The sequence below is a fragment of the Rhizobium sp. WSM4643 genome (assembly GCF_025152745.1).
Classification (GTDB): domain Bacteria; phylum Pseudomonadota; class Alphaproteobacteria; order Rhizobiales; family Rhizobiaceae; genus Rhizobium; species Rhizobium leguminosarum_I.
This window is the reverse complement of sequence record NZ_CP104040.1, coordinates 2,928,808-2,947,554: the sequence shown is the minus strand read 5'-3', so window position 1 is coordinate 2,947,554 and position 18,747 is coordinate 2,928,808. Positions and strand designations below refer to the sequence as shown.

Sequence of the window (18,747 nt, the reverse complement as noted above, 5' to 3'; positions counted from 1 at the left end):
AAACTCTACCGCCGTTCAGGTATGACGATGCGCATGCAAGACTTCAGGCGAGCCGCGCGAATGGCAGGATGCTTGGCCTCCTATGTTCCCTTCTGCCTTGCACGAGCGCATAATCGCTCCGCGGGGCTCGGCAGGCCGCCGGTTGCCACCGTGGGGGACGGACATGCAGAGACGTGATTTTATCAAGGGACTGATCGTGCTTGGCGCCTGCCCGGCCTGTGCCGGTGCCGGCTTTGCCGCCGAAGGTGCGCATTGGAGCTATGAGGGTCAGTCGGGCCCGGACCACTGGGGCGCGATGGCGCCGGAGAATACCGCCTGTTCAGCCGGTTCGCAGCAATCGCCGCTTGATCTGACCGGTGCTGTCAAGGCGGAGCTTCCGCCGATTGCGATCGACTGGAAGGCCGGTGGCAGGATCGTCAACAACGGCCACACGATGCAGGTCAACATGCCCGGTGGCAGCAGGCTTTCGCGGGCCGGTAACAGCTACGAGCTGCTGCAGTATCATTTCCATGCGCCGAGCGAACATCATGTCGACGGCAGGAGCTTCCCGATGGAGGCGCATTTCGTCCACAGGCACAAGGAGACCGGCACGCTTGGGGTGCTTGGTATATTCGTGACACCGGGTGCCGCCAATGCCGGCTTTTCGCGGCTGGCGGCCGCCTTTCCGAAATCAGCTGGCGGCGAAGCCGCGGTCGATGTCGACCCGAACGGCCTGCTGCCGAAAGAGCTCACCTATTGGTCCTATGAGGGGTCGCTGACGACGCCGCCTTGCAGCGAGATAGTCGATTGGATGGTGCTCAGGCAGCCGATCGAGGTCGACGAAGGGGATATAAGAGCCTTCACGACGGTCTATCCGATGAATGCCCGGCCCGTGCTTGCCACCAACCGGCGCTTCATCCTCTCTTCTTTATGAAGTGATCATCTGCTTGCCCGCGCAAGCTTGACTTGCCCGCGCGAGCTTGACTTGCGCCAGTCAGCGCGCCAACTCGCGAGACATGTCATCTCGAAGCGGGAGAGCGCCTTGCCCCAGACAATCCTCACCCTGTCCACACGCGGACAGGGCCTTTACGAGTTCACCCACCAGGCGGAAGCCTTCGTCATCGCGTCGGGGCGGGAGGAGGGGCTTCTCACCGTCTTCGTGCGCCACACGTCCTGTTCGCTGCTGATCCAGGAAAATGCCGATCCCGATGTGCGCACCGATCTTCTCTCCTTCTTTCGCCGCCTTGTTCCGCCGGCCTCCGATCCTGAAATGGATTGGATCGTGCACAGGGCCGAGGGGCCGGATGACATGCCGGCGCATATCAAGGCGGCGCTGACGCAGGTCTCGATCGGCATTCCCGTTGCCAGGGCGCGGTTGATGCTCGGCACCTGGCAGGGCCTTTATCTTTTCGAGCATCGTGACCGGCCGCACCGGCGGGAAATCGTGCTGCATCTCAGCACCTGAAACCGGTTAATTCCAGATCCGGATGATCATCCGGCTCTAAATCGAAGAAGGAGAGCATGATGTCGCCCGAAAACCGCTTACACTTTTCGGCATCATGCTCTTTGAATGCAAACTGAATGCCCGGTTCGAACGCCATTCAGTTTGCTGCGTTTACTGTCGAGACAATCCCCGAAGGGAGACTTGGAATACCAATCGACGGAGACACCCCCATGACGCATTTCCTGACCAAGGCTTCGCTTGCCGCATTGCTCGCCCTCTGCTCCATTCCCGCCACTGTTTCCACGGCGGCAGCCGCAGGGCCGCAGACGAGCTTTATCGTCGAGGCGCAATACCATCGTCCGATCCGTGGCTGCTCGCCGATGCACGCAGTGCGCAAGGCGCGTGATTTCGGCCTGCGCGATGCCCGCATTACCCGCATGTCGCCGCGGGTCGTCGTCGTTGCCGGACGCGACCGCCGCGGCTGGGACAGGATCACCTTCGCGAATGTCCGCGGTTGCCCGCTGATCCGGCGTTAAGGACTGCGGCCGGAGGCGCCGATGCGGCGCTTCCGGTCCGTTTCTGCCTTGACGCTGACACTTTCAGCCGTCTCTTCTCTGACCTGTACGAGTGATTCCCAAATGACGCCTCGGCGTAATGCGGACGGGCTTGACCGCCCGACTTTCAAACGAAAAGGTTTTTGATGATGCAGTTTCTGGCAAAGGCGGGTCTTGCCGTCATGCTGACAGCCGGTACCTTGGCCGGCACGGTGGCCCCGGCTGCCGCCCAGTTGAATATCATTATTGGTGAGCCGGACCGTGGTCCGCCGCAGGATTACCGCCGTCCGCCGCCGGGTTTTGATCGTCCACCTCCGGGCTACGGCCGCCCGTCGCGCGGCTGCAATCCGCAGCTCGCCGAAAACCTCGCCCGGGATTACGGCTTTCGTCGCGCCCGGGTCGTCGACATCACGCCACGCCGGGTGATCGTCCAGGGTTGGACGCGTCGCGGCCCCGATGAGATGAGCTTCGCCAATGTCCGCGGCTGCCCCGCTCTGCGCCGCTGATATCAAAGTAGAATGCCGCCTCGTCTCCCCGATGCAGCGGCCACAACCGCCTTTGCCAGTCTCCCCGGATCGGCAAGGGCGGTTTTCTTTTTGTGAAAGTCCTTTTTACAGCGCCGCGCGTCTGGAAAGACGCGCGGCGTTCAGTTTTATGACAACCTCGCTCTTTCCCCGGCGTCATCCTCGGCCCTGTCCACGCCCGTCTGGTTCGCGCCAAGGGCTGCCCCTCACCCTAACCCTCTCCCCGTAAAACGGGGAGAGGGGACGTGCCCTGCGAGGGGCTGGTGGGGAACGGATAGGTCGCGGCGGGGTCCCTTCGCCCCGCGAGCGGGGAGAAGGTGGCGGCAGCCGGATGAGGGGCTGGTCTCGCCGATTTCCAGAGGCAAGATCTCGCGACACTGAACTCTGTTTGTGTCTCAATCCACAGGAAGCCGGTAGACACTGTCAGCAGTTCGAGCGCCGCGGATCTGAAAAGACACGCGGCGTTGTAATGCTTATTGCTCGATGGCGAAGGTCACGGTGACGCTGACATTGTAATTGTTCTCGCCGCCCTGGACGGGAACGGCAGCGTCGGAGGCCTCCTTCATCATCGTGGCGCGATAGACCGGCTGCGGCATCGCGCGCGGCACATTCTCGTTGATCTCGAGAATGCGGCCGAGCTTGACGCCGGCGGCTTCACTCAGCGTCTTCGCCTTCTTGACGGCACTGGCGACAGCATCCTTGCGTGCCTCGTCGATGACGGCGTCCGGCTTGTCGTTGGTAAACTGGATATCGCCGCCCTGGTTGATGCCGAGGCTGACGGACTGGTCGATCACCGCGCCGAGCTTGGCGAGGTCGCGCAGGCGGATGGTGATCGAATTGATGGTCTGGTAGCCGATCAGCTGCGGCTGCTGCTGTTGGCCGTCGACCGGCTGCGGATAGTTGTATTGCGGCTGGATGGAAAAGCCCGAGGTCTGCAGGTCGCGCTCGGCGATGCCGCCGCTCTTCAGCGCGGCAAGCACGTCGTTCATCGCCTTGTTGTTCTCATCGAGCGCTTCGCGGGCGGTTTTCGCCTGTTTGACGACGGCGAGATTGACGACGGCCATATCGGGAGCGATGGATGATTCGCCGTCGCCGGTCACCGAAATTACCGGCTCGCGCGGTTTTGCCTCCTGGGCGAAGGCGGGTGCTGCGGCGGCGAGCGGCAGCGCCAAAAGGGCGGTTATCAGGACAGTTCTGGTATAGTTCGGCGCCATGTTTTCATTCCTTGGTTGTCGTTTCCCTGAACAGCTTTCTGTCGGTTGATTGTGAAGCTATTGCGGCGGAAAAGACAGGCGCAGGCGCAGCGAGAGAAAAATGTCAGGTATGCCCGCGTTGGAGAACGCGGCTGTTTCCATCTCGGTTCTTTTCATCGGCAATCTGTGGGTCGCAAAATCGCTGCGCCTGAGCGGCATCGGCAGGAAGCTGATGGCGGCGGCGGAAGAAGAGGGCCGCCGCCGCGCCGCCGTCATGGCTTGCGTCTACACGCTCTCGACCCAGGCCCCGGACTTTATCCGAAGCTCGGATATGTCGAATTCGGCAGGGTCAGCGGGCATGCGGGAGGCCGGCCCGTTGACCGGATTTGGTTCCGGAAGGAATATTCCGCCGCGGACTGATCAGGAGCCGCAGACGGCTTCAACATCTGATGTCATTTGGGGTGACATGTGAGATCGCTATCGCGGGACGCGGGTCAGATGATCGCCAATCGTCCGACTAGGCGCCGAAATCGTCCATGAAAGATGGATGGATGGCGGGCTTGCGCTCTTCGCGGGCGTTCCGAATACGCTGGGGAACAGCACCGAGACCGGCGACGAAACGGGTGAGGAGATTGCGGTTGAAAAGTTTCTGTATAGCACTCATGGCAGTTTACTCATTCTTTTTTTTGTTAGCCGGCAGCATGTATTTTGCCCAGGCTGCCATAACAATGGGCAATTTTGCATGACAGTTATGTGACGGTGCATGGCTCGGGCGGGGCTGGCCTAAAAGGTGATCACATTGGCGTTAGAAGGGGCAGCCGAGAGCGTCGGGCGCTATAAATCCTCGTCTGTATTCGCCGTGGCGTGGTAGATTGCCTGCTTGGGGTAAAACTATGCCCCTTCCGAAGGAGAAGCTCAGATGAACCGATTTTTCGCATTTATCGCGACCGGAACGCTGATCAGTCTTGCCACGATCATTTCGGCTTGCACTTCGTCCGGAAGCCTCGACCAGACGTCGTCGATCGGCGGCGGTTACTATGAGAGCCAGCCGCTTAATCCGGCCTGTGGGGGTGGGTTCAGGCCGAGCGATGGACGTTCTTGTAGCTATTAGAAATCTGCGCCGATCGGGCATGATGCCGCCGGACGAAGCCGTGTGATTCAATCAGACTTCTAATTTCCCAGCGCTAGTAGCTGCATGGGCGATCATTGCCGAATCCATCGCGGCAGGCGGGCCGAAGGGCAAAGTCAGCACTATGAGCGGTATAGCCGATCGAGCCCGTTTGCATCGAGTCGTTTGGGCTCGTGCTGCAGGCCGATGCCGACATGGCAATGACGAAGACGGCGGTCATGGCCTCCAATAGTTTGCGAGTTTGAAGCATCTCCTCACCCCTCACTGTCCAAAGTGTCCGTATAATCCTGGCAAGTAGGGCCATGGGACGTCCAGATCACTGTCGTTGTCGATCAAGATTTTGTTATTGGCTGAAACCCCCTTCGTCAGCGCTCGCTGCCGCCATCAAGGTTGCATGGCAACACCTACAGAAGGGATCCACGGCTACGTCGGCTTCACCTAAAGAACTATGCGTGGGCGAAATTGTCGCGCAGGGCATCAACTATCGATGATCTAGCCACTGGTTGCCAGTTCACCGAAGATGGAAAAATAGGGTCACGCCGCTTGACGAGCGGATAGCGCATGCGTTCGAGTTACCGGGAGCCTACATGCTTCATATCGCCAATATTGCTCCACCTCGGTTCAGGCTATGGACGCGCGCTTCACGAGAATGGCGCCATGGTGAGCCCGAGCTTCGCATCCTCGATAGATTATGCCGTCGGGGCCAGACTGCAATCGATATAGGTGCGAACTACGGTGTCTATTCTTGGTTCCTGTCCAAGTATGCGCGCGATGTCGTCGCCTTCGAACCTCAGCCTAACATGGTCGCTTTTCTGAAGGCTGCGCTTGGTTCGTCGGTTCGGGTCGAGCAGGTCGCGCTGTCCGACAGCGCTGGCGTTGCAACGATGCGGATCCCCAGTGATCAGCTCATGGATGGCTGCGCCACGATTGAGGAGCAGAATACGCTTTCGACGCAAAGTGTCGAAGAAATTTCCGTTCCAACCCGACGCCTGGATAGCTATCGGTTCGACACTGTAGGCTTCATTAAGATCGACGTTGAAGGGCACGAACTAAAAGTGCTTGAAGGCGCGGAGGCTATATTGCACCGGGATCACCCAAATCTGCTCATCGAAGCGGAAGACCGACATCGACCCAACGCCGTCGCCAGTGTGATCGATTATCTTAAGCCGTTCGGATATTCCGCATATTGCCTGAAAGATCGAAAATTTCGTTCTCTGTCGATCGACGAGGTCCAGAAGGGCTCTTCCGGAACGCCTTATAACTACGTTTTTTCTATCCGCGAGGATCTGTAAAGCGCCTTTGGTGTGCCCCGTGCCCACCACCCCTTCATCAAATGCTGTCATGGCGGCAGCCGATGTTTCGCCCCTATGGCCCCAATCCATGGTTGGCTTTCCATGGACAGAGCGCGCGGAGATTGCAGTTGGGCGATTGCGGCTAATTGCCTGCAGCCGGCGGCTCAGCTCTCCCCTCTGACAGGCATCGCCGAGCCGAAAGATGCGGATCAAGGCTGCCTCGGCCACGCCTCTACAGATGTCGTTTGATTGGACAACGACGATATGGGGAGCCGCAGCCTGTCGAAGGAGTCCCATTCATCCCGGTCGATTGCCGATCTGGAGCAGTAGGAGGCTCATGGATGCGGCCATCAATCCAGAGCGAAGGTCAAGCCCGGTCGGCGACGAATTCGCCGAGGTAGTAGCCTTTCGCAAGAGATAAGGCGGCCGAATAGGCACTCTGCTCGAGGACATCCGCCATCGGCGCCAGCAGCTTGCATTGGCAGAAGGCGCCGTCAGGCTCGGATGCCATATCCGGCGCGCACGGGGTCAGGTCGCATTGAATCCCTTGGGTTCCACGGCAAAAGAACAGCAAGCGGCAACGAACAGGGCTTTGGAAAACAAGGCAGAAGTCCTGTCGCAAGTCCTTCCAACCAGTGGAGAACTTGAGTTTATGGGGAGAACAACCTGCGACAGGGAAATTCTGCAGATATCAGCGGATGCTAAATTACGCCCGTCGAATTGACCTATTACACTTCCAGCGGAGTTGGTACAACGCGAAAGAGTTGATCTTTGAGGGTAATTACGCGTTAGCGGGATATCGGGGTTTTGGCCGTCGCGTTATCAGTATGGAGCAGTGAGGCAGCGGCCGATTGGACCTTACGGACAGGAACTTGCTGGCGGCCTCGCGCAGATCATCGCTCATGCTGACCCCTGCGCTTACGGTATCGACCAGAATGCTTTGGAAAAGTACGTTGACAAATAAACTATTGAATCCGGAGGCACTGCAGTTCATTCGTACTAGTGTGACGTTGATGGCGAAATTGAACGCGCCGCTGTGCACGATCACAAAGGCTGCAGCTAAGTCGCTCGGGTTGCTTCAATGACAAAGGTTACAGCCGCACGGTTCGTCGAAATGGACGATGAGATAGCACGCCTGCAGGCAGCACTCCTAAAGCACGCAGAACGTTTAGCGCGTGGTGAAGAAAGTGAGCAGCCTCAGCCGCCAATCTGGTCGATTGAAGAGCAAAGGGCTTGGTCTGAAGCACTTCAAGCCAAAGTAAGAAACGCAATGATCGTGGCCTGGGGAGGAGAGGCAGCCTACGATGCAGTCGTCTCTCAAGGCGAAGCGATGAGACAGGCTCGCCGCGAGGCGGACCGCTCGATTGCTATTGTTCACGTAACCGTCGTCGAGGAGTTCTTGCGTTCGGCAATTGAACGCTATTTCCCTGGGCGGCATTCTGATCCAGAGATTATTGATCGTCTATTCGACCCGATGCGGTATGGGCCGCTCAACACTTTCACTGCAAGAGTGGATATCGCTTTTGCGTTGGGCATAGTCGGATCAGGCGCCCGCAAAGCCTTGAAGCTAATAGCTGAGATCCGGAACAAATTTGCCCATAAGCTCGAGATACATTCATTTGACCATCCCGATGTGACGAAGTTGATCGACAAACTTAAATATATTGACTTCGCGATTACCGGACCGAACGCCGAAGGCCTAATGCATCTGTGGAATCGGTCACCGAACTCGGAGGTGACGTCTGGAAGCGGATGGCGTGCATCCGACAATCCTTTCGACCATCGGGGAAAGTTTGAGAAGACCTGTGGGTTTCTGCAGCATTCCTTGCGAACGAGCGTGCCGGGATCGACGCACCCAGATCTTCACGAGAAATGAGTACGCCCGGCGAAGGGCGGTTTGTGCGGCTCAGGACAAGACATTCGAATGCTTTTTTGAAACGGAAAATTCCGAAAGCTGGTATCAAAATTCCGGGATTTGCGCCCGGCTACACCGACTGGATTGATACAAGAGGAATGGTGGGCCCGGAGGGACTCGAACCCCCAACCAAGCGGTTATGAGCCGCCGGCTCTAACCATTGAGCTACAGGCCCTTGGCGCCGTGTGCGGCGCTTGGGTGCCGGGGCAATGGTTCCCGCAGCACGGTTTCCGCTCTAACGCAAATCCGGGGGAGCCACAAGCGGGGAGCGCAAGCATCTGTGGACGATGCATATTTCGTGGGCAGCCACTGGAACCTTCTCGCGCGGGCGACACTTATTCAAGTCACATTCCGCATAAAGAGGGCGATCGCAGATGGCGGCTTTGAACAGCGCAGTTGTGCTCATCGTGGAGGACGAGCCGCTGATCCGGTTCAATATCCTCGATGTGCTGGAGGAGGTCGGCCATGTAGCGCTGGAGGCGGCGAATGCGGACGAGGCTCTGGTGGTGCTGAAGGGCAGGCAAGATGTCGATATCCTCTTCACCGACGTCAATATGGCCGGTTCGATGGACGGTCTGCAGCTTGCCAATCGGGTGAGGGCGATGCGTCCGAATATCGGCATCATCATCACCTCGGGCATGGTGAGGCTCGATCCGATGGCGCTGCCCGCCAATACCGCCTTCCTGCCGAAGCCCTACATGCACGACACGCTGATTTCAACGATCGATGCCCTGATGGGGTAAGCACGCCGCGCAGCCGCAAAACGGGGACTGTTTTTGCGGCTGCGCGCGAGGCGCCGGGAGACATGCTCGTCTTCAGGCAGGGCGGAGGGGACCACACCCTCAGCTGAAGCTGCTCCTCAGCGCCTCGTTCTCATGATGGGCCTTCTTCTCGTAGATCGTGAACAGCGCCATCGAGAGGAGATAGGAGAGGAAGGGATCCCCTATCTGCGTGGCGATCTCGCGGGATGCAAGAACATGGCGCTCCAGCGCGCCGATATCCTTCTGCATTGCGGTCTGTGTGGCGGTTTCAGCGAGGCGGTTCATGCTGCCATCTCCAGGAATTGGGTCACGACCGAGCGGGCCGGCACGTGCCTGACATAAAGGGGTAGGGTGAGGCCGAGGGCGGCGCGCATCTTGCGCAGCACCCCGTTCGATACTTCGAAGGCGCCGCAGCAGACGGGATATTTGCCGTAGCCGTCTGCACGGCCGAGTTCTTCCACTTCGGCGCCGGCGCGCTTGTAGACGCGCTTGAGGTAGGGCTCGTAGTTGGAAATCATCGTATGGATGCCGTGATCGAGCGCGCATTCGCAAAGCGCAAGCAGCATCATGGAAAAGGCGCGGCCGGCGTCGACATTGGAGAAATCCTTGGCGATCGCCTCCTCGTCGATGCACATGCGCGTGCCTTCCCAGATGCCGGGGGCGATAAGATTGGCGGCATCGGGAAACGTCTCGCGGAAGACGTCGTAGAGAAGGGTCGGGCCTGTCGTCGGCATCAGACGCATGCCGCCATAGAGCCGGGTGCGGCTGTCGTTGCACCAGACGAGATAGGCGGGGGCGAGCGAATCGTAGCTGTCGCGTTCGTAGGGGCCGATGACGGGAACGTCCCAGCCGAGCGTATCGGCGAAGACCTTCTTGCGCAGGCGAAACATCTGGTCGAGTACGGCAGCGTATTTCTGATACTCATGTGCCTGAACGATAACGAACATTTTGCCCTCCAGCGTTTTCAAGTTCGTGGAAAGCAGAATGGTTCAGGCGGGCCGGATCGGAAATTCCCTCAGATGGGCCCCCTCAGATGAGGGGATCAGGGATTGATGATGCGTAGCTGCACGGCCCGCGAGGCGGCGGCCGAGATCGTGGCGCAGCCGAGCTTGAAGCGGGCGGTCTTCAGATAATCGCGGGTGGTATGCTCGGATATGCCGAGGATGACCGAAATATCCTTGTAATCCTTGCCCAGCGCCGTCCAGTGCAGACATTCGATCTCACGCGGCGACAATGCCGGCACCGGATCGTTTTCGCCATGCAGCTCGTAGACGGCCTTGCGGTGGATCAGGTGGGCGATCTCGATCCATTCATTGCGGCAGCGGCGGACGAGCTCGGCCCATTCCTCGGCCGGTATGCGGGCATTCAGCGACAAGAGCGCACGACGTTGCGCTTTGTCGGCGACGGGAATGGAGTAGCCGTTGCCGCCGATGCCGTGCTTCTGCGCATCGACCAGCATGGCATAGGCCTCGGGCGTCGGCTCGACCTCACTCCAATCGAAGGGCAGCTGGCGTTCGAAGCCCTGTTTGACGATGGGATCGACCTTCACATAGCTATTCAGGAGATAGCGGGAGACCCAGGCATCCGGATAGGTGGTGCGTACGAAGGGCGAATCGATCTTGGCCGCGATCGTCTGGGCGAGATGGTAAGTCACGAAATCAAGGGCATATTCTGCCTGGAGAATGCGGATGGCGGCATCCACATTGGCCGCAGCCTTGATCTGTTCGAAAGCGGGCTCGAACTTTTCGCTGTAGGTATTCTCAATCATTTCCACTGCCCCAATTCCCTCAATCTTACCGTGAGGACCGCCATAGATACAAGGCATCCCCACATATGCGGGGAATGACAATCCGGGCCCCATCTGCTAGCGCCTGTCATGAGGAGACCTCATATGGACAGCAAGAGACCATTCGCGATTGCCGAATGCCAACAGGCCGCCAAGGGCCTGAAATCCAGCTGGCAGGACATGGCAGGCTCCGAAGCGCTGATCCGCGCCCTCGTTGCCGAACGCAACGGCGACACGCCGCTGGCGCTGTTCTGGACCGAGGTCCACCGGGCGCTCTGCCAGGAAAGCAACGCTTTCTGACGATCGCCTTCCCGAGGGGCTCAGCCTTTTCTCCGCAATTTAGACAGGGCGATGATGCCAGTCGGCAGGAAAATCCCACCGCCATCTACCAGATTGCCGATGAAGACGTCGTCATTCATGTCGTGATTCGATTTCGCGGCGAAAGGATCGGGACGTAGCGTTCTGGATCTACGGTTAACAATTCCGTATCATTTCATCGATTTGTTCCAAAATGGTTGACGGAGCGTTTGCGGCAGGAGCAATGGTGCTTGTGGAAACGGTTACATTCCGCCGCGCCTTGGTAGCGCTGGCAGAATTTCGGATATCATCACCGATGTGTGGAATGGAATGACTGAAAAGCGTGTGAATCTGGTCTTCAAGACCCATCCCGATATCGGCTTTGCCGATCATGCCGAGAAGGTCTGCGGCAATATCACGAGCGCTTCATTCGTAGGTGATCGAGACGGGCAACCCCAATAAGTGGGGAACCAATTTCCCGATGTGGTGGCAGGGAGATTTTCAGGCGCGCCTCCGGCTCAGCCTGGGCTGAGCCGGAGGCAGGGAAGGCCTAGCCGACCTTTGTCGAAGGATTGACCCAGTCCTGACGCGGCACTTCTGGCCGCTGCGGTTTCGGACGAAACTTCACCAGCACCTCGCGACCATCGACAGAGGCTTGCGTGCGTTCCAGCGCATCGCGTTCGGAAACGGCCTGGCGCCAATGCTCGTCGTCGCGGCCATCGGGCCGGCCCTGTTCTTCCCAAATCGCGTAAGCTCTCTTGCTGATCCATTCGTGGCGTCTGTCGCTCATCGATCCATTCCATTCATCAAAAGCGTTATTCGGCAATTCTGTCCTGCTGAACCGGTGGCCGGCGCTTGGCTGCCATCAGCAGGTCGAGCTCGATCGAGGAGGGCCCGAAACGGGTGAACAGGCTCTCAGCCTGGTCGTTTCGGAGGCCGTATTTGGAGGCGAATTCATCAAGGCTGTAGGGACGGCCGCGCAGGATTCTGCTCCGGCGCTCCGGTTCACGTATTTGCGTCATTGGTGGTAACCCCAGTCGGTTTGGCGGATGCGGGAACAAAACAGATTACAATGCCAAAAGTTCCGTGATTTCCAGCGATCTCTGCCCTTTGTCCCATTCCGGACCGATCTAAGGCGGGAGGCAAAAATATTTGACGAATGGCGCACGCCAAGAAAATTTCCACTAAAACATGCAAGAATATCATGGCGTTATGGAATTTGCTTCCATGCGCTGGGATAAATGGGCTTTACCCCAGCGCGTTACTCTATAGAATCAATAGTGTTATTCGGTTCGCAGGGGCAGCAAAAGGCTCCGTTCCCCGCGTTGGCGCGACCGATACCGGAGGACTTTGGCTTCAATCCATCAAGAGGAGACAGACATGATCAATGCACTGCCGCCACTTCATGACGGCCATGCGCCGTTCGACCTCCAGCAGCTGTTTCGCGAAGCGCTCTATGCCTTCGAGGAATGGGACAGTGAATTGACCGAACCGATCGTGACCTACGAAGGACGGGTCATGCCCATCAGCTTCGTTTTCGAAGCCATGCGCGAATGCACCGACATCGTGCCGATGAACATCGTCGGCGCCGTCACCGAACGGCTGACCAAGCCGTGGGAAGGCGAAGGCCCGCTCGACCAGATGACCTTCTCGACGGCGGCGCGTGTCATGCGCGTTTTGGTGCGCAAGCGCCTTCACGTCACCGGGGCTGCGGATCTCGTCGCCGTTTCAGCCCACGCGTCCGAAGACCAGGGCCGCGACTGATGAGGTGAGGACCGCGGCCATGGCTGCGATCCTTTTTCGCTTTTTGGCGGAACCTCGCTTATTCCCAGCCGTTTAATTCGGCAGGCACAGCCCGCCACTGCAGCGCCCTTTTCGAGAGTCGCAAAGGGCGCTGTAGCACGTGGAATTGCTGCATAATCCATCCCTAGATCGATCCCGATTTAAGAATTATGCAGTGGTGACGGGCGAGGAATGAAGCACCATGCTAAAATCTATTGTTCATGAAATCATCGGTACACCCAGGCGTGAGCCTGAGCTTCCGCAATCGCTCGAGCAGTTTCGCGACAGGAAACGGGTGCTGATCATCTTTGCCGATGCGCAAGATGACCGCGCGCTTATCCAGGACGAATGGCTGCGCAAGGCGCATATGCGCCTGATCGAGGAAGACGTCGAGGTGTTCAGCATCGCCGGCGGCGGCGCGTTTGCGCTGTTCGACGATGACTGGGAACTCGATGCCGACGATATTCGCGATCGGCTGCAGGGACCGCCGTCCGGCGAGTTCGGGCTGATCCTGATCGGACGCGACGGAACCGTTAAGCTGCGCTCGAGCGAGCCGATGAGCGCCGAGGATATCTTCGCTGCCTTTGAGATGTTGCCGAAGAAGACGCCTTGGTAGCGTTTCGAGAGCCGGTCTGAAGCGGGCGCGGTGAAGCATTCGCGTCCCGCGTCTTTTGCATGTTCACAGTTCGAAGGCTTCCTTGAGGCCCAGGCTCTTGCGTTCGCGCAGGTCGAGATCGGCCTCGATATGGGCGATGTGATGCAGCATCAGCTGGCAGGCGCGGTCGAGTTCGTCGGCTTCGATCGCCGAGATGATGTCACCGTGTTCGGAATGGCCGCAGCTCGATGCGGTCGACTGCCCGTAGAGCGCAATCACCAGAGACGAGCGGGCGACAAGCTCTTCCATGAAGCGCTGCATGATCGAGTTTCCCGATATCCCCGCCAGCATCAGATGAAAATCACCCGATGCCTTGATTTCGGCGCGGCGCGCCGTCTGGCCACGCTCGCTCATCAGGCGGCCTTCTTCCAGCAGAAGCTGACGCAGATGGGTAACGTCATCAGGCGTGATCCGCGCCGCTGCCTCGCGCAAAATGCCGGGTTCGACCAGCCGGCGGGCGGAAAAAATCTGACGAGCCTCTTCCGGCGAGGGATAGGCGACGAAGGCGCCGCGGTTCTTCTCGACGCTGACGAGACCTTCATAGGACAGCGCCTGCAGGGCGGCGCGTGCAAGCGTGCGGCTAACATTGAAGAGATTGCCGACATCGCCTTCCGAAAGCTTGGTGCCGGGCGAGAGCCTGCGCTCGACGATCGCTTCGCGAATGGCATCGCGGATCTGTTGCGCGCCTGTTTCGGCGGAGTCTTCGGCCTGCTGAGCCTTGGCGGCGGATTTCATGAAATTTATTCCCGATGGTCGGCAAAGCATAGCCATGTTCGCAGCAAAAGTTAAACAGATTTTGTCCCGGAACTTGTGGTCAGATCGTATACGATATTTTGCACAAATTGCGCACGATAGCCTAAATCATGTGCAGATAGCGCTGCGCCTATAATTTGCTCTCTCAATGGCGCTTTTGATAAAGTCATTGTGTTGCAATGGCTTACCTCAAGACACCGAGTCTGGCACGGCAGATGCATCGTCTTTTCCGAACAGGGGAACGCAGATGTCGAAAGCGGCAGAGATCGATATAGTATCCGTTTCGAAGGCCTATGGCGCGACGACGGCGGTCCATGCGATCAGCCTGAAGATTCCGGCTGGCTCCTATTGCTGCTTCCTCGGTCCGTCGGGCTGCGGCAAGACCTCGACGCTGCGCATGATCGCCGGCCATGAGAGCATCTCGTCGGGCGACATCAGGCTCGGCAATGTCGTTGTTACCGATTTTCCGCCGGCCAGACGCGGCACGGCGATGATGTTCCAGTCCTACGCGCTCTTCCCGCATCTCGATTTGATCGACAACGTCGCCTTCAGCCTCAAGATGAAGGGCGTCGACAAGCAAGAGCGCCGGGCCAAGGCGCTCGAGATGCTGAAGCTGATGCAGATGGAGGGTTATGCCAACCGGCGTCCGGCCCAGCTTTCCGGCGGCCAGCAGCAGCGCGTCGCGCTGGCGCGCGCGCTCATCACCGATCCGGAAGCGCTGCTGCTCGACGAGCCACTGTCGGCGCTCGATCCGTTCCTGAAGATCCGCATGCGTGCCGAACTCAAGAAACTGCAGAAGACGCTCGGCATCACCTTCGTGCACGTCACCCACAGCCAGGAAGAGGCGATGGCGCTCGCCGACGTTATCGTCATCATGAATGACGGCCGGATCGAGCAAGCGGCGGCACCGCGCGAGGTCTTCGAGCGGCCGGCGACGGCCTTCGTCGCGCGGTTTATGGGCGATCACAACGTGCTGTCCGGCCGGGTGACCTCCAGCGAGAACGGCGTGCTCGTCATGACCGTACCGGAAGGTCAGAGCTTTTCCGTGCGCGGGACGGGCAGGGAGATCGGCGAGCCTGTCGACATCGGCATCCGCACCGACCGCGTGCGGCTGCAGGTGGCGAGCGAATGGACGCTCGGCTTCGATGGCATCGTCTCCAACATCGAATATCGCGGTTCTTCCGTGAAGATCACCGTTCTCGGTGCCGGCAGCGACGACTTCACCGTCATCGCTGACGACGCTGAATATTTCGCCCGGCCGGTTGCCGTCGGCGACACCGTTTCGCTCAGCTGGGCGCCCGAAGATGCCGTGCTTCTCGGCCGACCTTCTGCATAAACCATCACCATCAAGAACCATGAACCTTCCATATCAAGAAAAGGGGAACTGACATGACGACTGAAACGACATCGACCAAGGCGGAGAAGGGTCTTTCCCGCCGCACGCTGCTGAAGACGGGTGCTGCCGCCGTCGGCGCCATCGCCGGCTCCGGCGCGATTACCGGCTTTCCCACCGTCTGGGCGAAGACGAACATCACGCTTCGCCAGTTCGGCACCGGCGTTTCCAACATCAATGCCATCGCCGAGAAGTGCAAAGCCGATCTCGGCATCACGCTGGAAATGACGGCAACCGATTCCGACGCCGCCGCCCAGCGTGCCGTCACCCAGCCTGATAGCTACGACATTGCCGACATCGAATACTGGATCGCCAAGAAGGTGTTCCCGACCGGCGTCATGCAGCCGATGGATGTCAAGAAGCTGAAATATTACGACAAGATCGTACCGCTGTTCATCAACGGCAAGCTGAAAGCAGACAGCGTCATTGCCCAGGGTACGGCGCCGCATACGGTCGGCTTCGTCGAGGCGCAGGGTTCCAAGAAGTTCGCCAAGGAGCCGACACAGTGGATGACGATGGTTCCGACCATCTACAATGCCGACACGCTCGGCATCCGCCCCGACCTCACCGGCCGTCCGATCACCAGCTGGGCCGATATTCTCGATCCGGCCTTCAAGGGCAAGACCGCGATCCTCAACATCCCGTCGATCGGCATCATGGATGCGGCGATGATCATGGAAGCCTCGGGCAAGATCAAATATGCCGACAAGGGCAACATGACGAAGGAAGAGATCGACAAGACGATCGAGTTCCTGATCAAGACCAAGGGCGACGGCCAGTTCCGCGCCTTCTGGAAGTCGTTCGACGAAAGCGTCAACCTGATGGCCTCGGGCGAAGTCGTCATCCAGTCGATGTGGTCGCCGGCTGTCGCCGCCGTCCGCTCCAAGGGCATCGCCTGCACTTTCCAGCCGCTCAAGGAAGGCTACCGCGCCTGGGGCGGCGGTCTCGGCCTTGCCTCGCATCTCAAGGGCGCTGAGCTCGATGCCGCCTATGAATACATCAACTGGTACACATCGGGCTGGGTCGGCGGCTACCTCAACCGCCAGGGCTATTACTCCGCCTGCATGGACACCGCCAAGCAATTCATGTCGGCCGACGAATGGGGCTACTGGATCGAGGGCAAGCCGGCGCAGGGCGATATCCTGTCTCCCGAGGGCAAGGTCATGGAGAAGGCCGGCGCCGTTCGCGACGGTGGCTCCTTCGAAGCCCGCATGGGCGCGGTGGCCTGCTGGAACTCCGTGATGGACGAGGACCGCTACATGGTCCGCCGCTGGAACGAGTTCATCGCTGCCTAGGCAGGTCGAGAGGGCGGAGAGCTACTGTCTTTCGCGATGCTCAAGACGTCGCTTCGCTCCGCCATCCGACCCTTCGGGCCACCTTCTCCTCGCTGGGGAGAAGAGGGAGTCCGTGGCCACGTCGTGAGACAAAATCAAGGTTCGCGGTGGCCTAGGCGCTGCCGCGAATCTCTTCTCCCCAGCGGGGAGAAGGTGCCGGCAGGCGGATGAGGGGGCGGCACGCACCTTCGTTCCAAATCAGAACGGAGAACCGGATCATGGCGACCATCGCAGCGGAAACGGAGGAGGATGGGCAGGGCGCGCGCGGCGGGCGTGGGCTGAGGCTTTCTCCATCGGCGATATCCTATCTCCAGGCGACGCCGCTGTTCGTCATTCTCGGCTTCTTCTTCCTGCTGCCGATCGCCATGATCGCCGTCGTCAGCTTCTGGGACTACGACTTTGCCGGCCTCTATCCCGATTTCCTGACGATGAACTACACCGAGACGCTCGGTTCGTGGGTGACGTGGAAGACCTATCTCAACACGCTGAAATTCACAGCGATCGTCTGGTCGCTGACGCTCGTCATCGGCTTCTGGGTCGCCTATTTCCTGGCCTTCCACATCCGCAAGACCTCGACGCAGATGATCCTCTTCCTCGTCTGCACCGTGCCGTTCATGACGTCGAATATCATCCGCATGATCTCGTGGATCCCGGTGCTCGGGCGCAACGGCCTCGTCAATTCGACGCTGATCGAGATGGGCATCATCCCCAAGCCGATTGAATGGCTGCTCTATTCCGATTTCGCCGTCGTGCTCGCCATGGTGCATCTCTATACGCTGTTCATGGTGACGCCGATCTTCAACACGCTGATGCGCATCGACCGGTCGCTATTCGAGGCGGCGCGCGATGCCGGCGCCTCCGGCTGGCAGGTGTTATGGAATGTCGTCATCCCGCTCGCCAAGCCCGGCATGGCGATCGGCACGATCTTCGTCGTCACGCTCGTCATGGCTGATTTTTCGACGGTGCAGGTGATGTCCGGCGGCCAAAGCGCCTCGGTAGCGCTGATGATGAAAAACCAGATGTCGCTGCTGCAATATCCGGCCGCTGCCGCCAACGCCGTGGTGCTGCTCGCCGTCGTGCTGTTGATGGTCGCGGCCATCCTGCGTGTTGTCGACATCCGCAAGGAGCTTTGAGATGAGCCACGAAAAACGCGGCCTGGAATTCTACCTGCTGGCGCTCTTCTTCGTCATCTTCGTGCTGTTCCTCTACGGCCCGCTTTCGGCGATCCTGATCCTCTCCTTCCAGGGGCCGGATGGCGGCCTGACCTTCCCGATGAACGGCGTTTCCACCCATTGGTTCTTCAACCTGTTCGAGAAGCAGGCGGTCGGCGATTTCGGCGCCTCCTTCCGCCGCTCCTTCACCCTCGGGCTGATGGTGATGGCGGTGACCGTCGTCGTCTCGCTGCTCGCCGGCCTTGCCTTCCGGCGCCGTTTCCCCGGTTCGACGGCGCTGTTTTATGCCACGGTCGCAAGCCTCGTCGTGCCGTCGATCATCATCTCGCTCGGCATCGGCGTCGTCTTCCAGGAGGGTGGCCTCAAGCCTGCCTGGTATTCGTCGGCCTTCGGCGCCCATCTGACCTGGACGCTGCCTTTCGGCGTGCTGATCATGTTTGCCGTCTTCAACCGCTTCTCGCCGGCTTATGAAGAGGCGGCGCGTGACCTTGGCGCCAGCTCATGGCAGACGTTCTGCCATGTCGTGCTGCCTATGATCGCCCCCAGCCTGATCGGCGTCGGCCTGTTCGGCTTCACGCTCTCCTATGACGAATTCGCCCGCACGCTGATGACATCAGGCACCTACAACACGCTGCCGCTCGAAATCTATGGCATGACGACCAACGTCACGACGCCGGTGCTCTATGCGCTCGGCACGGTGACGACGCTGTTTTCCTTCACAATCATTCTCCTTGCGCTCGGCATCATGACGATGCTCAGCCGGCGGCAGGCAAAGATAAACTGA

27 protein-coding genes, 1 tRNA gene and 1 pseudogene are annotated in these 18,747 nt (G+C 59.3%); 16 read left to right on the top strand and 13 right to left on the bottom strand.

Annotated features, from left to right (window positions below; translation table 11 throughout):
• The first annotated feature begins 163 nt into the window (after positions 1-163).
• Together N1937_RS14875 and N1937_RS14870 are read left to right on the top strand one after the other, a co-directional pair.
• Positions 164-913, top strand: a complete 750-nt coding sequence (locus N1937_RS14875) for a carbonic anhydrase (RefSeq protein ID WP_260056464.1) — start codon at positions 164-166, stop codon at positions 911-913.
• 108 nt (positions 914-1,021) lie between these two features.
• Positions 1,022-1,444, top strand: coding sequence for a secondary thiamine-phosphate synthase enzyme YjbQ (locus N1937_RS14870; protein ID WP_017965191.1), 423 nt, complete (start codon positions 1,022-1,024; stop codon positions 1,442-1,444).
• Here the strand turns inward: N1937_RS14870 and N1937_RS14865 are convergent.
• Positions 1,434-1,580, bottom strand: coding sequence for a hypothetical protein (locus N1937_RS14865; RefSeq protein WP_017965190.1), 147 nt, complete (start codon positions 1,578-1,580; stop codon positions 1,434-1,436). The genes N1937_RS14870 and N1937_RS14865 overlap by 11 nt on opposite strands.
• Positions 1,581-1,653: 73 nt before the next feature.
• On the opposite strand from N1937_RS14865, the gene N1937_RS14860 reads away from it, so the two are divergent.
• Both N1937_RS14860 and N1937_RS14855 read left to right on the top strand, forming a co-directional pair.
• A complete protein-coding gene (locus N1937_RS14860; protein ID WP_017965189.1) occupies positions 1,654-1,959 on the top strand; it encodes a hypothetical protein in 306 nt (101 codons plus the stop codon).
• A gap of 164 nt (positions 1,960-2,123) precedes the next feature.
• Entirely contained in the window at positions 2,124-2,483 is a 360-nt protein-coding gene (locus tag N1937_RS14855) for a hypothetical protein (protein ID WP_017965188.1), read from the top strand.
• 491 nt (positions 2,484-2,974) lie between these two features.
• Here the strand turns inward: N1937_RS14855 and N1937_RS14850 are convergent, their stop codons facing one another.
• Positions 2,975-3,715: an SIMPL domain-containing protein gene (locus tag N1937_RS14850; protein WP_260056463.1), complete on the bottom strand. Its 741-nt coding sequence runs from the start codon at positions 3,713-3,715 to the stop codon at positions 2,975-2,977.
• Between the two features lie 127 nt (positions 3,716-3,842).
• On the opposite strand from N1937_RS14850, the pseudogene N1937_RS14845 reads away from it, so the two are divergent.
• Positions 3,843-4,114 (top strand): annotated as a pseudogene (locus N1937_RS14845) (GNAT family N-acetyltransferase); the annotation flags it as partial.
• A gap of 97 nt (positions 4,115-4,211) precedes the next feature.
• Here the strand turns inward: N1937_RS14845 and N1937_RS14840 are convergent.
• A complete protein-coding gene (locus N1937_RS14840) occupies positions 4,212-4,358 on the bottom strand; it encodes a hypothetical protein (RefSeq protein WP_003541569.1) in 147 nt (48 codons plus the stop codon).
• Positions 4,359-4,613: 255 nt separating this feature from the next.
• Here N1937_RS14840 and N1937_RS14835 point away from each other — a divergent pair, with 255 nt between their 5' ends.
• Positions 4,614-4,805 (top strand): hypothetical protein, encoded by a 192-nt coding sequence (locus N1937_RS14835; RefSeq protein ID WP_017965185.1) that lies wholly within the window; start codon positions 4,614-4,616, stop codon positions 4,803-4,805.
• Positions 4,806-4,878: 73 nt separating this feature from the next.
• Here N1937_RS14835 and N1937_RS14830 read toward each other — a convergent pair whose 3' ends face one another.
• On the bottom strand, positions 4,879-5,073 hold the full coding sequence (locus N1937_RS14830; protein WP_017965184.1) for a hypothetical protein: 195 nt from the start codon (positions 5,071-5,073) through the stop codon (positions 4,879-4,881).
• Positions 5,074-5,410: 337 nt separating this feature from the next.
• Here N1937_RS14830 and N1937_RS14825 point away from each other — a divergent pair, with 337 nt between their 5' ends.
• Complete coding sequence (locus tag N1937_RS14825) at positions 5,411-6,115, top strand: FkbM family methyltransferase (protein ID WP_260056462.1); 705 nt, start codon at positions 5,411-5,413, stop codon at positions 6,113-6,115.
• A gap of 367 nt (positions 6,116-6,482) precedes the next feature.
• Here the strand turns inward: N1937_RS14825 and N1937_RS14820 are convergent, their stop codons facing one another.
• A complete protein-coding gene (locus N1937_RS14820; RefSeq protein ID WP_260056461.1) occupies positions 6,483-6,626 on the bottom strand; it encodes a hypothetical protein in 144 nt (47 codons plus the stop codon).
• Between the two features lie 570 nt (positions 6,627-7,196).
• On the opposite strand from N1937_RS14820, the gene N1937_RS14815 reads away from it, so the two are divergent.
• The gene (locus N1937_RS14815; RefSeq protein ID WP_017965179.1) at positions 7,197-7,991 is read left to right on the top strand and encodes a hypothetical protein; all 795 of its coding nucleotides are present in this window, start codon (positions 7,197-7,199) and stop codon (positions 7,989-7,991) included.
• Between the two features lie 138 nt (positions 7,992-8,129).
• On the opposite strand, the gene N1937_RS14810 is transcribed toward N1937_RS14815, so the two are convergent.
• Positions 8,130-8,205: transfer RNA gene (locus tag N1937_RS14810), tRNA-Ile, on the bottom strand.
• A gap of 199 nt (positions 8,206-8,404) precedes the next feature.
• Here N1937_RS14810 and N1937_RS14805 point away from each other — a divergent pair.
• On the top strand, positions 8,405-8,773 hold the full coding sequence (locus N1937_RS14805; protein WP_017965178.1) for a response regulator: 369 nt from the start codon (positions 8,405-8,407) through the stop codon (positions 8,771-8,773).
• A gap of 99 nt (positions 8,774-8,872) precedes the next feature.
• On the opposite strand, the gene N1937_RS14800 is transcribed toward N1937_RS14805, so the two are convergent.
• The 3 genes from N1937_RS14800 to N1937_RS14790 all read right to left on the bottom strand — a co-directional run bounded on the left by N1937_RS14800 (position 8,873) and on the right by N1937_RS14790 (position 10,559).
• A complete protein-coding gene (locus N1937_RS14800; RefSeq protein WP_017965177.1) occupies positions 8,873-9,076 on the bottom strand; it encodes a hypothetical protein in 204 nt (67 codons plus the stop codon).
• A complete protein-coding gene (locus N1937_RS14795; protein ID WP_260056460.1) occupies positions 9,073-9,738 on the bottom strand; it encodes an acyl-homoserine-lactone synthase in 666 nt (221 codons plus the stop codon). The genes N1937_RS14800 and N1937_RS14795 overlap by 4 nt, the downstream gene beginning before the upstream one ends.
• A gap of 95 nt (positions 9,739-9,833) precedes the next feature.
• Positions 9,834-10,559 carry a LuxR family transcriptional regulator gene (locus N1937_RS14790; protein ID WP_017965175.1) on the bottom strand — a complete coding sequence of 242 codons (726 nt, stop codon included), beginning with the start codon at positions 10,557-10,559 and terminating at the stop codon, positions 9,834-9,836.
• A gap of 123 nt (positions 10,560-10,682) precedes the next feature.
• Here N1937_RS14790 and N1937_RS14785 point away from each other — a divergent pair, with 123 nt between their 5' ends.
• Positions 10,683-10,877, top strand: coding sequence for a hypothetical protein (locus tag N1937_RS14785; protein WP_017965174.1), 195 nt, complete (start codon positions 10,683-10,685; stop codon positions 10,875-10,877).
• A gap of 174 nt (positions 10,878-11,051) precedes the next feature.
• Here the strand turns inward: N1937_RS14785 and N1937_RS14780 are convergent, their stop codons facing one another.
• From N1937_RS14780 to N1937_RS14770, 3 genes are all read right to left on the bottom strand, one after another.
• The gene (locus N1937_RS14780) at positions 11,052-11,267 is read right to left on the bottom strand and encodes a hypothetical protein (protein WP_260056459.1); all 216 of its coding nucleotides are present in this window, start codon (positions 11,265-11,267) and stop codon (positions 11,052-11,054) included.
• 157 nt (positions 11,268-11,424) lie between these two features.
• A complete protein-coding gene (locus N1937_RS14775) occupies positions 11,425-11,664 on the bottom strand; it encodes a DUF2934 domain-containing protein (protein ID WP_017965172.1) in 240 nt (79 codons plus the stop codon).
• 25 nt (positions 11,665-11,689) lie between these two features.
• Positions 11,690-11,896: a hypothetical protein gene (locus tag N1937_RS14770; RefSeq protein ID WP_222247037.1), complete on the bottom strand. Its 207-nt coding sequence runs from the start codon at positions 11,894-11,896 to the stop codon at positions 11,690-11,692.
• 358 nt (positions 11,897-12,254) lie between these two features.
• On the opposite strand from N1937_RS14770, the gene N1937_RS14765 reads away from it, so the two are divergent.
• Positions 12,255-12,638 (top strand): hypothetical protein, encoded by a 384-nt coding sequence (locus N1937_RS14765; protein ID WP_170254929.1) that lies wholly within the window; start codon positions 12,255-12,257, stop codon positions 12,636-12,638.
• A 220-nt stretch (positions 12,639-12,858) separates the two neighbouring features.
• Positions 12,859-13,272 (top strand): DUF4174 domain-containing protein, encoded by a 414-nt coding sequence (locus tag N1937_RS14760; protein ID WP_131639542.1) that lies wholly within the window; start codon positions 12,859-12,861, stop codon positions 13,270-13,272.
• 63 nt (positions 13,273-13,335) lie between these two features.
• Here N1937_RS14760 and N1937_RS14755 read toward each other — a convergent pair whose 3' ends face one another.
• On the bottom strand, positions 13,336-14,046 hold the full coding sequence (locus N1937_RS14755) for a GntR family transcriptional regulator (protein WP_017965168.1): 711 nt from the start codon (positions 14,044-14,046) through the stop codon (positions 13,336-13,338).
• A 265-nt stretch (positions 14,047-14,311) separates the two neighbouring features.
• On the opposite strand from N1937_RS14755, the gene N1937_RS14750 reads away from it, so the two are divergent.
• The 4 genes from N1937_RS14750 (at position 14,312) to N1937_RS14735 (ending at position 18,747) form a co-directional block, all read left to right on the top strand.
• A complete protein-coding gene (locus N1937_RS14750) occupies positions 14,312-15,400 on the top strand; it encodes an ABC transporter ATP-binding protein (protein WP_017965167.1) in 1,089 nt (362 codons plus the stop codon).
• Positions 15,401-15,453: 53 nt separating this feature from the next.
• On the top strand, positions 15,454-16,752 hold the full coding sequence (locus tag N1937_RS14745) for an ABC transporter substrate-binding protein (RefSeq protein WP_260056458.1): 1,299 nt from the start codon (positions 15,454-15,456) through the stop codon (positions 16,750-16,752).
• A 257-nt stretch (positions 16,753-17,009) separates the two neighbouring features.
• Positions 17,010-17,924 carry an ABC transporter permease gene (locus tag N1937_RS14740; RefSeq protein WP_017965165.1) on the top strand — a complete coding sequence of 305 codons (915 nt, stop codon included), beginning with the start codon at positions 17,010-17,012 and terminating at the stop codon, positions 17,922-17,924.
• Position 17,925: 1 nt separating this feature from the next.
• Positions 17,926-18,747, top strand: a complete 822-nt coding sequence (locus tag N1937_RS14735) for an ABC transporter permease (protein ID WP_017965164.1) — start codon at positions 17,926-17,928, stop codon at positions 18,745-18,747.

Excerpts from the sequence above, each read along its gene's own strand:
- N1937_RS14875 (WP_260056464.1), top strand. The coding sequence starts at position 164 with ATGCAGAGACGTGATTTTATCAAGGGACTGATCGTGCTTGGCGCCTGC.
- N1937_RS14865 (WP_017965190.1), bottom strand. The coding sequence starts at position 1,580 with ATGGCGTTCGAACCGGGCATTCAGTTTGCATTCAAAGAGCATGATGCC.
- N1937_RS14860 (WP_017965189.1), top strand. The coding sequence starts at position 1,654 with ATGACGCATTTCCTGACCAAGGCTTCGCTTGCCGCATTGCTCGCCCTC.
- N1937_RS14855 (WP_017965188.1), top strand. The coding sequence starts at position 2,124 with ATGATGCAGTTTCTGGCAAAGGCGGGTCTTGCCGTCATGCTGACAGCC.
- N1937_RS14850 (WP_260056463.1), bottom strand. The coding sequence starts at position 3,715 with ATGGCGCCGAACTATACCAGAACTGTCCTGATAACCGCCCTTTTGGCG.
- N1937_RS14840 (WP_003541569.1), bottom strand. The coding sequence starts at position 4,358 with ATGAGTGCTATACAGAAACTTTTCAACCGCAATCTCCTCACCCGTTTC.
- N1937_RS14835 (WP_017965185.1), top strand. The coding sequence starts at position 4,614 with ATGAACCGATTTTTCGCATTTATCGCGACCGGAACGCTGATCAGTCTT.
- N1937_RS14830 (WP_017965184.1), bottom strand. The coding sequence starts at position 5,073 with ATGCTTCAAACTCGCAAACTATTGGAGGCCATGACCGCCGTCTTCGTC.
- N1937_RS14825 (WP_260056462.1), top strand. The coding sequence starts at position 5,411 with ATGCTTCATATCGCCAATATTGCTCCACCTCGGTTCAGGCTATGGACG.
- N1937_RS14820 (WP_260056461.1), bottom strand. The coding sequence starts at position 6,626 with ATGGCATCCGAGCCTGACGGCGCCTTCTGCCAATGCAAGCTGCTGGCG.
- N1937_RS14815 (WP_017965179.1), top strand. The coding sequence starts at position 7,197 with ATGACAAAGGTTACAGCCGCACGGTTCGTCGAAATGGACGATGAGATA.
- N1937_RS14805 (WP_017965178.1), top strand. The coding sequence starts at position 8,405 with ATGGCGGCTTTGAACAGCGCAGTTGTGCTCATCGTGGAGGACGAGCCG.
- N1937_RS14800 (WP_017965177.1), bottom strand. The coding sequence starts at position 9,076 with ATGAACCGCCTCGCTGAAACCGCCACACAGACCGCAATGCAGAAGGAT.
- N1937_RS14795 (WP_260056460.1), bottom strand. The coding sequence starts at position 9,738 with ATGTTCGTTATCGTTCAGGCACATGAGTATCAGAAATACGCTGCCGTA.
- N1937_RS14790 (WP_017965175.1), bottom strand. The coding sequence starts at position 10,559 with ATGATTGAGAATACCTACAGCGAAAAGTTCGAGCCCGCTTTCGAACAG.
- N1937_RS14785 (WP_017965174.1), top strand. The coding sequence starts at position 10,683 with ATGGACAGCAAGAGACCATTCGCGATTGCCGAATGCCAACAGGCCGCC.
- N1937_RS14780 (WP_260056459.1), bottom strand. The coding sequence starts at position 11,267 with ATGATCGGCAAAGCCGATATCGGGATGGGTCTTGAAGACCAGATTCAC.
- N1937_RS14775 (WP_017965172.1), bottom strand. The coding sequence starts at position 11,664 with ATGAGCGACAGACGCCACGAATGGATCAGCAAGAGAGCTTACGCGATT.
- N1937_RS14770 (WP_222247037.1), bottom strand. The coding sequence starts at position 11,896 with ATGACGCAAATACGTGAACCGGAGCGCCGGAGCAGAATCCTGCGCGGC.
- N1937_RS14765 (WP_170254929.1), top strand. The coding sequence starts at position 12,255 with ATGATCAATGCACTGCCGCCACTTCATGACGGCCATGCGCCGTTCGAC.
- N1937_RS14760 (WP_131639542.1), top strand. The coding sequence starts at position 12,859 with ATGCTAAAATCTATTGTTCATGAAATCATCGGTACACCCAGGCGTGAG.
- N1937_RS14755 (WP_017965168.1), bottom strand. The coding sequence starts at position 14,046 with ATGAAATCCGCCGCCAAGGCTCAGCAGGCCGAAGACTCCGCCGAAACA.
- N1937_RS14750 (WP_017965167.1), top strand. The coding sequence starts at position 14,312 with ATGTCGAAAGCGGCAGAGATCGATATAGTATCCGTTTCGAAGGCCTAT.
- N1937_RS14745 (WP_260056458.1), top strand. The coding sequence starts at position 15,454 with ATGACGACTGAAACGACATCGACCAAGGCGGAGAAGGGTCTTTCCCGC.
- N1937_RS14740 (WP_017965165.1), top strand. The coding sequence starts at position 17,010 with ATGGCGACCATCGCAGCGGAAACGGAGGAGGATGGGCAGGGCGCGCGC.
- N1937_RS14735 (WP_017965164.1), top strand. The coding sequence starts at position 17,926 with ATGAGCCACGAAAAACGCGGCCTGGAATTCTACCTGCTGGCGCTCTTC.